A 12129-nucleotide genomic window follows, 5' to 3' on the forward strand; every position below is an offset into this window, starting at 1 on the left:
ATACTAGAGACATGCTACTTCCCGCGCAAGAATTGCTCAATATGCCAGTGATGAGCCTGCAGACAGGCACCGAGATTGCTGAAACTGTCGGCTGTGTCATAGATCCTGATACGCTCAATATTCTCGCGTATGAAATCAATGGCAAAAGCCTTGACGAACACCCGGCATTTCTCAAGATCGAGGATATTCGCGAGCTCAGTGATATTGGCTTTATTGTTGACTCAAGCGATGAAGTGATATCACTTGATGATATCGTGACACACAAACAGCTCTATGAAGCACCTGTACAGCTCGAGTCAATGCACGTCATAGACGAGCAGCACACTAAGCTCGGCAAAGTAGAACAACTCGTGATGGACACGCAGTCGTTTCGTGTTGAGCAGCTCCAAGTTCGTAGACCTTTTTTCAAAAGCCTCTCCGACACCAGCCTCGTGATTCACCGCCAACAAATTATCGCTATCACACCAGATGCAATAATCGTACGCACACCAACTGTACGCGAGTCAAACCAATCACCGCTAGAAAAGCAGCCATTGATAAATCCGTTTCGAGGCACGCGACCGCCGCAACCAGAATCAGTCAAGTCCGATCGTCACTGAGCGCATGTTTGATGTCGTCATAACTAAATCCTTGACGAGCAAGGTACTGCATCAGTTTTTGTTCATCACTATATTTGCTACGCTTTTTGGCCAGGATCTTCTGTAATTCGTCGTCGTCTGTACGAGCAGATTCCGCCAGTAAGCGCTCTACAACACCGCGCTCCACACCTTTTGCCGCCAGTTCGCTCGAGAGCTTCCGGCGACTTGCTCCCTTCGTGAGATTGCGGTTTTCTACCCAGTACCGCGCAAACTTCTCGTCGTCAATATACTGCTTTTCTACAAGCTTGTCATACACTCTATCTGCTAGTTCTGGCGCCACACCATCGCGCGTTTTGATCTCGCCTGTCCGGCGCGATTTATATTTTGTCTCGCGAGTCTTACGCCACAAATAATCCCTTACCTCTCGTGCGCTATGTGGCCGCATCAAGCAGTATTCGAGCGCTCGTGCGTACAGCTTGCCGAACTGACTCTCGCCCTCTATCTCCGCCAGCTCTGCATCGCTATACTCTCGCCCAACTTTGACACCCAGCGACACTACTTGCGAGATATCGAGACTGAAGCGATATTTACTGTCGACCATTACATTGATGCGATTAGGATCTTTTTGCTGAGCAGTGAGGGCAGTGACTTTCATCTCGACAATATGACGCGGGGGCTATTCGTCTTCTGTAGCAACTTTCGCGCGCACTTTGGCGTCAATTTCGGCCAGTAACTCTGGATTTGCCTTCAGGAACTCTTTGGTCTTATCGCGACCCTGGCCGATTTTCTCGTCGTTGTAGTCGAACCATGCGCCAGATTTGCCAACGATACCGTGTTGCACGGCCAGGTCGAGGATGTCACCGGTCCTAGAAATACCTTCGTTGTACATGATGTCAAACTCGGCGATGCGGAATGGCGGTGCAATCTTGTTTTTGACAATCTTCACCTTGGTGCGGTTACCGAGTATCTCCTCGCCTACCTTGATCTGGCCAGTACGGCGAATATCCATGCGGACGCTGGCGTAGAATTTGAGCGCGTTGCCACCAGTGGTTGTCTCTGGATTGCCAAACATCACTCCGATCTTCATACGAATCTGATTGATGAAAATGACTGTCGCCTTGGACTTGTTGATAATACCCGTTAGCTTGCGTAGCGCCTGACTCATCAGGCGTGCCTGGAGGCCCATGTGACTATCACCCATGTCACCATCGATCTCGGCCTGTGGTACCAGTGCGGCTACTGAGTCAACTACGATCAGATCAACTGCGTTACTACGCACAAGTGTCTCGGCGATTTCCAGTGCTTGCTCACCGTTGTCCGGCTGCGATACGAGTAGGTTGTCTACGTCGACACCAAGCTTGCGCGCATAACTCGGATCAAGCGCATGCTCCGCGTCGATGAATGCTGCGGTACCACCCTGCTTCTGAATCTCGGCGATTGCATGCAGTGTCAGAGTTGTCTTACCGGAACTTTCTGGACCATAAATCTCGATAATACGACCCTTCGGATAGCCGCCACCTAGTGCCAAGTCCAATGAAAGCGCACCACTTGGCAACAGTTCCACATCAACTTTTTTGGCCTCGCCCAGCTTCATGATAGAGCCGTCGCCAAACTGCTTAGTGATTTGATCCATCGCGAGATTCAGCGCCTTTAGCTTGCCCTCGTCTTTTTTGTCGACTTTTTCTACTGGTGTGTCTGTCGTGTCTGCCTTTTTCGCCATATACCCTCCGTGGTTATCTATAGTTCTATTATACCATCAGCTACTACTACGGAATAGCTCCCTAAGATAACTTCAAGTCAGTATAACGGTGTTGTATCCAAGCACACGAGACTTTGCTATACTGGATGTATATGAGAAAATCTGCGGGCTTCACTATCATCGAGCTACTCGTCGTAGTGGTGCTATTTCTATCGATGTGCGGGCTTTTCCTATATCAGAAGAACACCATCGAAGCTGTCGCGCGGGACGATCGCCGAAAAGCCGATATTAATACGATGTACCACAATCTCGAGAAGGTCTATTACCCCGCCCACCAATCCTACCCTGACACGCTCAACACCACAACCTTGCCATCGGTACAAGCCGACACATTCAAAGATCCAGCTGGTCTTGCCGTCAACGAGCTGCGTATTGACAATTCAGTCCTCGGCACTACAACCCGCTCTACTTACACATACGAACCAACTAACTGCAAAAACAATCAGTGTAGCGGCTACACGCTTCGTGCCGATCTCGAAAAAGAAGCAGATTATGTGCGTACATCTGTCCACGGCAACAAAAAGTAATCTAGTCTAGGTCGACAGGGCGACCGTTCTTGAAAGCTTCGACTGCATTGTTGATAGTAGCCGTTTGCGTGCGCGGATCAGACACATAATGAAATCGATAGGTTGTTTCTTCACCCTCAGTACTCAGGCGGATCGTGCCGTAGTCGAGCATCGTCTGCAATACACCGGTCTGCACAAAACTCACGTCTTCGATACTGCCAAGGCTGACAGTCTGCTCATGTTTCGAAAATAAACTGTGTTGAATCTCCTGGATAACACTTTCATTTGTGAGGAAAAAGGTATTGCGCATATACACCCATACCGCGATATATCCCAGTAGACCCGTGAGCAGCATGAGGCATAACGCCACAAGACTGACAACACCAGTAGATGGTAGCCCCGAAGCGGGGTTCTGATCTAGCACGACCGGATACATAATCCACGTCGCCACCAGCAGCGACAATACAAGCGTCGTCACAAGCACTGGTGCGAGGATACCGATAACATGACGATTTACCTTGAGTAATACCACTTCACCGGCAGACAGATTGAGATCGGGATACTGCTGCTTGGCAGCTTCGTGGCGCTGCTGCAGTTCCGGACTGATTGCACCGACCTCCGGCTCAATAGCTCGCGAGGCATGGACGACATTTGGCTCGTTTGACAGCTGTACACGCAGACGTGGATCATAGTTTTCTCCCTCGACTTGACCAGGGATTGCAGTAACATGCGAATCTGTCGTAACGGGTTTTTCGGCCGCTGCGGGCGGAAGAGTTGGTGCTGGATCGCGCTCGGGAGCTTGTGGATTCATACTGTTAGTATATCACGCTGCCGGCTCGCTACCCAGATGACGACGAGCTTTCTGCGTCACACGGCGACCGCGCGGCGTGCGCTCAATAAAGCCAATTTGCAACAAGTATGGTTCGTAAAAATCTTCGATAGTACTCGTCTCATCGCCAGTGAGCGCCGCAAGCGTGGTGAGGCCCACGGGATTATCACCGTAGTTTTCGATCATACTCCGCAGTAACTGACGATCGGCCGGGTCAAGGCCAAGTTCATCCACTTCGAGCAGCGCCAGTGCCTTTTTTGTCGTAGCGCCGTCGATGATTCCGTCGCCGTTCACATCGGCATAGTCACGCACGCGCTTGAGTAGGCGATTGGCAATACGCGGCGTCAAGCGCGCACGAGTTGATAGGTCTTGGGCAGCTGCTTGGTCTATCTGGCTCTCCAATATACCTGCAGCACGGGTGATAATTTGCTCGATTTCGGCGGGCGTATAGAACTCTAGCCGATGAATCAGTCCAAACCTATCGCGAAGCGGTGCAGCCAAGCTGCCCGTCCGCGTCGTAGCACCGATCACTGTAAACTTCGGCAAATCGAGTCGCACACTTCGTGCAGCTGGCCCTTTGCCGATCACAATGTCGAGTTTGTAATCTTCCATAGCGCTATACAGCACCTCTTCTACAGCACGACTCAGGCGGTGGATCTCATCGATAAATAGCACGTCGCCGTCTTGGAGATTCGTGAGGATACTAGCCAGATCACCGGCACGCTCGATAGCTGGCCCGGCCGTGACACGTATATTCGTACCCATTTCGTTGGCAATCACCGTTGCCATGGTCGTCTTGCCGAGACCAGGAGGTCCATACAGCAACACATGGTCAATCGGTTCACTGCGCTTCTTGGCCGCGTCGATCGCAAGCTTGAGATTCTTCTTGAGTCGCTCTTGACCTATGTAGTCATCAAACGTCTGCGGACGCAGCGTTATCTCTATAATCTGCTCGTCGCTGTCGTCGTCTGTCGCACCGGTATCTACTATTCGTTCTATGGCCATTGCTATATATTATGACACATCTCGCTCTATCTGCAGACCAAGTTTACTTACAATTACTTTGCGAATAGCCCGCAGGGTTGGTTTCTCTACTTGGTGGGGTACGATTTTTTTCGAGCCAAAGCCTTGATCTTCAAATACCTCGCCTTCGAATTGCACAGCGTGCGCATAGCGTGGTCGCAGCTTGAAGTGTACATGTGCTGGTTCGCCGTCACGCGCGGCGTCGTTCATGTCGCAGGCAAAATTGAAATAGACTGGATGAAACGCCCGACTGACAGCACCTTCGAGCTCGCGCACAAGATCACGCAGGCCGAGCCACTGCCTATCAGACAGATCGCCAAGCGTCTGATAGTGCCGCTCGGTGGTAATATACATCGCACCGAGCACGCCTTGATTTTCCATCAATATAACGCGCCAGCCGTGAGTTTTAAGTAGCACGACGTCATCATTGGTCGGCGAGGTAATGATGTCGCAGATTGAGCAACGTGTCGCCACGCGCACTAGCCTTTCAACGCCCGCGTCACGCGCTCAGCTGTCGATAGTTCAGTTGATACACCTTCGAGTGCTTTCGTCGCGTCATTTAGATTGTACCCGAGCGCCATCAGCGCCTCGAGTGCTTCATCGGTATGCGAGAGCACGGCGGATTCACCAGTCGCCATATTATTGTCGTAGCGTAGCGCCAGACCGACTTTGTCGTGCAAATCTACCACTACGCGCTCAGCGGTCTTTTTGCCGACGCCACTCGCTTTCGTCACGAACGCCACATCTTCACTTGCGATGGCATTTCGCACCACTTCGCTATCCGCCAGACTTAGGATTGCCAGTGCAGCTTTTGGCCCGACGCCTTGCACTGTGATAAGGAGCTCGAACAGCTTCTTGGCTGCCAGACTCGAGAAGCCAAACAGATCCTGCGATTGCTCACGGATATGATGGTAGGTATAAAACTTCACTTCTTCGTGCAGCAGCGCTCGCTCGTAATCACCCAGCGCTGTCTGTACTTCATAACCTACACCATGCACATCCACGATGATAGCATTGCCAAACTTTTCTGCAACCGTACCGTGTACATGTGCAATCATCGTGCACCTCCTGTAGTACTTTGACCATTTGTGCCTGCATTACCATTATTACCAGAAGATGAAGAGTTCGTCGTGATGAGATATGTAGCAGACGAGCTAGTAGCTGATTTAAACTTCGTCGGATCGCTCGAGGTAAATGTCGCGCTCAGTTGGTGTGTGCCGACAGGCAGAGAAGACGAGGTAATCGATGCTTTTCCACCAGACACCGTCGCTGAGCCAAGTGACGCGCCATCGATCATAAATGTCACAGTACCAGTTGCGTCTGCAGCGGATACACTCGCCGTAAATGTCACGCTCGTACCCACGGGCGCACTTCCGTTTGGGCTACCAGCCACAGACAGCGACGTCTCGACAGGCTTACTGGTATCTTGCTCTTCTTCTTTTGGCTTCTCTTCTTGGCGCTGTTGAGTCTGTACGTTACAGCCTACTTCCGGCAGCGCACTCGACAGATAGTATTCCTTGTACGTATTACCGCCAGATGTACTCGCAAGCTTACCGGTACCATAGCAGGTATCTTTTTGTACTACGCCGCTCGGTGCCTTGAACGGATCACCCGACTCAGTGACGATATCGTTCATGCTGTTACGCCAGATAGGACCCGCCAGCGAGCCGCCGCCACTCGACATCTCGGTATTGTCGTTGTTGCCGACCCATACACCCACAGTGATAGACGGCGTATAGCCAATCGTCCATGCATCACGATTCTCGTCTGTCGTACCGGTTTTCACGGCCGCCTTCTTGTTGCCACTTAGGCTCAGTGAACTACCAAACATACCCGAGCGCGCTTGATTATCAGAAAGTACGTTAGAGATTAGGAACGCGCCTTCTTCGCTAATAACGCGCTTGGACTGTTCTTTGTTTTTATAAATGATCTGATCGTATTTGGTCTTAATCTCTTCTTCGTAGGCTACCTGTTTTTGGTCGCCTCCGTTGGCAAAGCCAGCATAGGCATGCGTCATGTCGAGCAGTTTCGCTTCGCCAGCGCCAAGCGCAAGTGACAGACCGTAGTTGTTTTTCTTCTGAATCGTGTCGATACCCATGCGATTTGCCGCCTCAATCGATTTGTCGACGCCATATTGCTGCATCACCTTCACGGCCGGGATATTCAGCGACCAGTTGAGTGCTTTGCGCACCGTCACGTTGCCATTATAGTTGCGCAGGGCGTTTTTTGGCTGGTAGCCATCGATATTGATAGGTTCGTCTTTGAGTATCGTGGCCGGATTTATCACACCGTCCGCCATCGCTGCCGCATAGTAGATAGGCTTAAAACTACTACCAGGCTGGCGCGCTGATGTCACCATATTTACCTTGCCGTCTTGCTCGTCGTTCCAATCATAGCTACCGATCAGTGCACGAATCGCACCGGTTTTCGGATCTATAGCGACAGCTGCCGCATTGGAGCCGCCACTACGACGGATAGCTGTCATGTTTTTGTTGATATTGTCTTGCAGTTCGGCCTGCATATTGAGGTCTAGCGTTGTCTTGACCTGGTAGCCAGAGCGAGCGACTTTTTCCTCGCCGTAGCGTTTGTTGAGATCAGCCAATACCATTTCAGCAAAATGAGGAGCAGGGCTATTGTCGGTCGAAGACTCCGGCGCAGCAAACGCTAGCTGCTGAGCAAGTGCCTGATCCTTCTCGGCTTGCGTGATGAAACCGTTTTTCAGCATGCGGTTCAGCACAGTCTCTTGGCGCTCTTTGGCGTACTTCATCTCTCCATAGATCGGCGAATACGCGTTTGGCGCCGGCAGCACACCGATAATCATGGCGCTCTCTGCCAGCGTCAGATCCTTAGGGGACTTGTTGAAAAATGTCCGTGCCGCATCGCCGATACCGAACGCATTACCGCCGAAAAACGCTGAGTTAAGATACATCTCGAGTATCTCATCTTTGCTATACGTCTGCTCAATCGCTATCGATACCGATAGCTCTTGGAACTTACGCAAATAGCTCTTCTGATCCGTCAGCAGTGTGTTCTTTGCCAGCTGCTGTGTGAGTGTGCTGCCTCCATAATTTTTGCCTCCTGTCACCACGTTGCCATAGACCGCACCCAGCATGCTCACAAACGAGAAGCCGCCGTGATTGTAAAAATCTTTGTCTTCACTAGCGAGTAGCGCTTTCTTGGTCGTATCATTCATCTCACTGAGTGGTACCAGGTCACGGTGTTTGGCACGGCCGCTTTCATAGATAGTCGTGCCGTGTACGTCCGTTAGGACGATACCAGTGTTATTACGGTTCATCAAGCGCTCTTTGTCAGAGATGTCACGGGCAAAATAAAGATATGTCAGCAGTGGGATCAAGATCAGTACGATCAATATTGGCGTCACAATAACAGAGATTTTCTGCCAGCGCTTCAAATTGCGAAACCACAGTATATAGGTGTTGACAGTCAACCATGCAGCGCGTGTCTTGCGCTGTTTTGTGTATTTTCCTACTCTTCGCATTTCCCCTATTATACCACTCTTAGCTTAAAGAGTCGTATGCAGCGGCGAGCGCTATGAAGAAATTCGCTGGCGATTTGTAGCGATGGCTTGGCTCCCGTGAGAGGGCAGCGGTGAATACCCTACGTACAGGCTTAGGTAAATCCTGATTTACGGAAGCAGCGTGGAATTTGCGCCACATATGCGTGTCGTGTTTGCGCGGTTTTCGTACAAATGGCAACTCACCGCACAGCACCAAATGCGCCACTATAGCCGTACGATAGGTTGCCGTACGCAAATCAAGCACGACTGGTCGCCGAAACTCCTCGAGTGCCATCGTCTCCCAGGTTCCGCGATTGCTCGCGGCGCCATCAAGCATCCACCCTGCGTCGCTGCGTACCAGCGAGGCTTCTAGATCAATCATCCGCGCACCCGCATCAGTAAAAAATACATGCTCCAGATTGAGATCCCGATACATCACACCGTGAGCCAGTAGCTTCGTTTCAAGTACCATGTATAGCTCGAGTCGCAACTTTGCTTGAGCCCACGCAATCTTCGTTGCGTGCCATTCGTCGGTAAGCTGTATCCACGACTTGAGATCCGTACCGTCAAACCGCTCTATGACAAGACTAGCCAAGCCATCACCCTCTTGATGACTCAATATGTTCGCCACACAACCAGTGTCCGCCAAACAGGAGAGTATCTGAAGTTCACGCGTGATTCTCGTCACACCGTCTTGAGTTGATGCCGTCTTGACCACTCGCGTCGGCTCGACACGAGTGGCGACAGTGTTATTCACTTCACTACCCCCTCGTTCATAACGCTCTCGTCATCATCGAGTGAGTAATTGCTGCCGCAAGTGCATCTGCGGCATCGTCGGGCCTAGGAATATCTTTCAGACCAAGATGGATACGTACCATTTCCTGCATCTGTTTTTTGTCTGCCTTGCCGTAGCCAGTCAACGTCTGCTTGATCTGCTGTGGTGTATATTCGGCAATCGGCAATTTCGCGCGCCTGCCGGTGAGCATAGCCACGCCGCGCGCTTGTGCGACACTGATAGCCGTGGTAACGTTCTGTGAGAAAAAGAGTTTTTCGATCGACATAATCTCCGGTTTTGTCTCAGCAATAATATCCGTCAGGCCGTCGAAGATCTCTTCAAGCCGTTCATCGAGCGGTGTGTGTGCGGGTGTCGTGATGACACCGCCCGTCACCATACGGACTTTGTTATCTTTCGTCACATCGATCACACCGAAGCCGAGGATACCCGTGCCCGGGTCAATACCAATAATTCTCATATCCCCAGTATACCCACTATTTCACAAACGGCAGCATACCGAGTAGACCGGATAGTCCGCTCCATATCTCGCGCCGCCACTCCCAGCCTGCATAGCCAAACGATACCACGCCCACACCAGCGAGGGCGAGCCATGACAGTACTTGGTCGGAGGTTGCAGGAGTCTCAACAACCGAGAAACCAGCATCTCCGTCGCCTTGCGTCACTTTGCGGCAACGATTCGTATCGAGATTGCGCTCCTGGCCCACAGCGCAGGGCTTCAGGTCTGTGGAGGCAGTCGCGAGCGAGCGACAACGATTGGTTTCCGGGCTGCGGTATTGCCCCTCTTTGCAGGGTGTCAGGCTCGACGCTGTAGCACTGGTTAGCTTACGGCAACGACCGGTGTCGGGACTACGATATTCGTCGATGTCGCATGGTGTCAGTGTACTCGGCACTGCAATTTTGTTACATCTGCCGGTATCGAGATTTCGCTCATAGCCGGCTTGACATGGCACATATGGCTCATACACATTGACCGCGCCGGGTGTCGTTACAAATGTCTGCTGCCAGACACCATCAACCAATGCATAGCTGGTATTCTCGCTCAGATTCTCGTAACTGCGCGCATCCACCTCCGTCTGCCCGTCGCTTGAAAGTACGTACACGGTGCCAGTCGTAGTCTTCGTCAGGCTGAGTTTGGTATCGGCTACATTCACCGACACAAATGCACCCGGTGCTACTATCTGCTCACCAAATACATGGCTGATTTCGGTAGAGCGATTGGTCTGCAATTGACAGCCGCGCAGATTCACGGATTCGCTAGACGCATTGTATAATTCGATGAACTGCACGCTCAGATTCGCGCCAATCTCACTCAGACGCAAACTACTACAACTGTTAACCGGCTGCCCGTCGGTAAATTGATTTGGCATATCATACGGCGAGGGATACTGCGTCCAGCGCCATAGCCCGTTCGTATCCTGTGACCACGCTTGGCCTTTTTTGGCCGACGCATCACCGTACGCGACCATAGAATCTTGGTACTGCACCACTCCGTAGGCATCTTCGAGCCATACCCAATTACCACTATTGGTGAGTGAGAGGGGAAATACACCGTACGCACTCGGCGCGAGCGTGCCACCCAATAACACAGTGTTACTACTTGTAGCATTTTGCTCTACCGAACCAGTTCTCAGGCGCAGACCCGCTAGATCTAGCGTGCTAGCACTGGTGTTATAGACCTTCACGTAATCGTTACAGGTCAACATAGTGTCGAACGGCTGACACGCAGCAGGATTTGGTAGTACTTCAACAATGCGCAGCGGTGTCGCAGACAGTGGTATATAGAGCGGTGTTTGCCAGAGTTCTGTGCGAGTCTCGACAGCATAAGCAGTCGTGTAGCCGCTCGCGCCCTGGTTGAGTCGCATCGGAACCTGGGTGGTGGTAGCCGTAAACGTTCGCTCATACGAACGATACTGTGCATGATCAAGATGCATCTTGCTTAGGAAATTGTCAGTGTTTATCGTCGGACTCGACACCTGCACATGCGCACCTGGCACCGTCGCACCAAATCCTACCAGCACATAGCCACCTGGCGCGATATAGTGGGAATCATCCGCAGATAGCCCTACTACTAGGCGCGGTGTCGCGAGAGCTGTCGTCGTTTTGGCGCTCCAGTCGAACACGAGCGACCACTCCCTCAGCTTCAGGGGTATATCGCCGTCATTGTAGATTTCGACATACTGAGGTAGGCCGACCTGCGTCACGGAATACGCGGTAATCGCAAGAGGCGACTGTGGCAGTAAGGGGCTCGGCGAGACAGTCGATATCGCGGACGTGGGGCTCACGACCAGAAATGCAGCACAGGCAATCAGCGTAGTAAGATATCGGAAAAAGCGCATATGCTTAAAATATACGCTACAAATTCTGAGTTGTAAATGAATTATTCGACAATATTTGCGTTGGTATGTACGTTCACCACATCTGCTACGTCATCGAGTGCATCCATCACCTTCATGACTTTTGCAGCAGTTTCTTCGTCGGTGATGTCGATCTCGCTATTTGGTACATACTGCAGCTCGGCATCCGTCACGCTTAGCCCCGCGTCAATAATTGCTTGGCGTACTTTTGCCAAATCTTTCTGGTCGGTATATACCACCAACTCACCATCGGCTTCGAGCGCGTCTTCAGCACCCGCATCAAGCACCGTCAGCAGTGCGTCTTCGCCGCTTGCCGCGACACGAATCACTCCTTTGCGTGTAAACTGAAACATCACACTACCAGCGTCAGCAATACGTCCGCCATTTTTCACCAGTGCGTTTTTCACTTCTGGCAGGGTGCGGTTACGATTGTCAGTCGCTGTTTCGATGATAAGACCTACGCCGCCAGGTCCGTAACCTTCGTACGTAATCTCTTCAAGTGCAGCCGCGTTTTTGTCATTCACTCGGTCGATCGCACGCTGGATGTTGGCGTTTGGCATGTTGGCAGCCTTGGCTTTTTCGACTGCCAGGGCAAGTGCCGAGTTCATATTCACATCAGTTCCAGCACGTGCTGCAATCGCAATCTGGTTGCCGAGCTTGGTAAAAATCGCCCCACGCTTAGCATCGTTGGCACCTTTTTGGCGTTTGATAGTTTCCCATTTACTGTGTCCTGACATAGTGGATTCTCCGTCTTGGTTTGATGAGGT

13 protein-coding genes are annotated in these 12129 nt (G+C 51.5%); 2 read left to right on the top strand and 11 right to left on the bottom strand.

Annotation, left to right across the window (positions count from 1 at the left end; genetic code table 11):
• The first annotated feature begins 11 nt into the window (after positions 1-11).
• Positions 12-599 (top strand): PRC-barrel domain-containing protein, encoded by a 588-nt coding sequence (locus GII36_RS04885; RefSeq protein ID WP_260763057.1) that lies wholly within the window; start codon positions 12-14, stop codon positions 597-599.
• On the opposite strand, the gene GII36_RS04890 is transcribed toward GII36_RS04885, so the two are convergent.
• Together GII36_RS04890 and recA are read right to left on the bottom strand one after the other, a co-directional pair.
• A complete protein-coding gene (locus GII36_RS04890) occupies positions 580-1233 on the bottom strand; it encodes a regulatory protein RecX (protein ID WP_260763060.1) in 654 nt (217 codons plus the stop codon). The two genes, GII36_RS04885 and GII36_RS04890, sit on opposite strands and share 20 nt — an antisense overlap.
• A 21-nt stretch (positions 1234-1254) precedes the next feature.
• Positions 1255-2298: a recombinase RecA gene (gene recA / locus GII36_RS04895; protein ID WP_260763062.1), complete on the bottom strand. Its 1044-nt coding sequence runs from the start codon at positions 2296-2298 to the stop codon at positions 1255-1257.
• 131 nt (positions 2299-2429) lie between these two features.
• Here recA and GII36_RS04900 point away from each other — a divergent pair, with 131 nt between their 5' ends.
• Entirely contained in the window at positions 2430-2864 is a 435-nt protein-coding gene (locus GII36_RS04900) for a prepilin-type N-terminal cleavage/methylation domain-containing protein (RefSeq protein ID WP_260763064.1), read from the top strand.
• A gap of 1 nt (position 2865) precedes the next feature.
• Here GII36_RS04900 and GII36_RS04905 read toward each other — a convergent pair whose 3' ends face one another.
• From GII36_RS04905 to GII36_RS04945, 9 genes are read right to left on the bottom strand one after another with little or no spacing between them, the layout of a single operon-like run.
• Positions 2866-3654, bottom strand: coding sequence for a PH domain-containing protein (locus tag GII36_RS04905; RefSeq protein ID WP_260763067.1), 789 nt, complete (start codon positions 3652-3654; stop codon positions 2866-2868).
• A gap of 12 nt (positions 3655-3666) precedes the next feature.
• Positions 3667-4677: a Holliday junction branch migration DNA helicase RuvB gene (ruvB, locus tag GII36_RS04910; RefSeq protein WP_260763069.1), complete on the bottom strand. Its 1011-nt coding sequence runs from the start codon at positions 4675-4677 to the stop codon at positions 3667-3669.
• A gap of 9 nt (positions 4678-4686) precedes the next feature.
• The gene (locus GII36_RS04915; RefSeq protein WP_260763071.1) at positions 4687-5169 is read right to left on the bottom strand and encodes an HIT family protein; all 483 of its coding nucleotides are present in this window, start codon (positions 5167-5169) and stop codon (positions 4687-4689) included.
• Between the two features lie 5 nt (positions 5170-5174).
• Positions 5175-5753 (bottom strand): Holliday junction branch migration protein RuvA, encoded by a 579-nt coding sequence (gene ruvA, locus GII36_RS04920; RefSeq protein WP_260763072.1) that lies wholly within the window; start codon positions 5751-5753, stop codon positions 5175-5177.
• A complete protein-coding gene (locus GII36_RS04925) occupies positions 5750-8194 on the bottom strand; it encodes a PBP1A family penicillin-binding protein (RefSeq protein ID WP_260763074.1) in 2445 nt (814 codons plus the stop codon). Before GII36_RS04925 ends, ruvA begins: the two co-directional genes overlap by 4 nt.
• A gap of 19 nt (positions 8195-8213) precedes the next feature.
• Positions 8214-8969 (bottom strand): serine/threonine-protein kinase, encoded by a 756-nt coding sequence (locus GII36_RS04930; RefSeq protein WP_260763076.1) that lies wholly within the window; start codon positions 8967-8969, stop codon positions 8214-8216.
• 16 nt (positions 8970-8985) lie between these two features.
• Positions 8986-9465 (bottom strand): crossover junction endodeoxyribonuclease RuvC, encoded by a 480-nt coding sequence (gene ruvC / locus GII36_RS04935; RefSeq protein WP_260763078.1) that lies wholly within the window; start codon positions 9463-9465, stop codon positions 8986-8988.
• A 16-nt stretch (positions 9466-9481) separates the two neighbouring features.
• Positions 9482-11344, bottom strand: a complete 1863-nt coding sequence (locus tag GII36_RS04940; RefSeq protein ID WP_260763080.1) for a lamin tail domain-containing protein — start codon at positions 11342-11344, stop codon at positions 9482-9484.
• Between the two features lie 41 nt (positions 11345-11385).
• Positions 11386-12099, bottom strand: coding sequence for a YebC/PmpR family DNA-binding transcriptional regulator (locus tag GII36_RS04945; RefSeq protein WP_260763082.1), 714 nt, complete (start codon positions 12097-12099; stop codon positions 11386-11388).
• Between the last annotated feature and the right edge of the window lie 30 nt (positions 12100-12129).

This window comes from Candidatus Mycosynbacter amalyticus (assembly GCF_025273655.1).
Taxonomy (GTDB): domain Bacteria; phylum Patescibacteriota; class Saccharimonadia; order Saccharimonadales; family Saccharimonadaceae; genus Mycosynbacter; species Mycosynbacter amalyticus.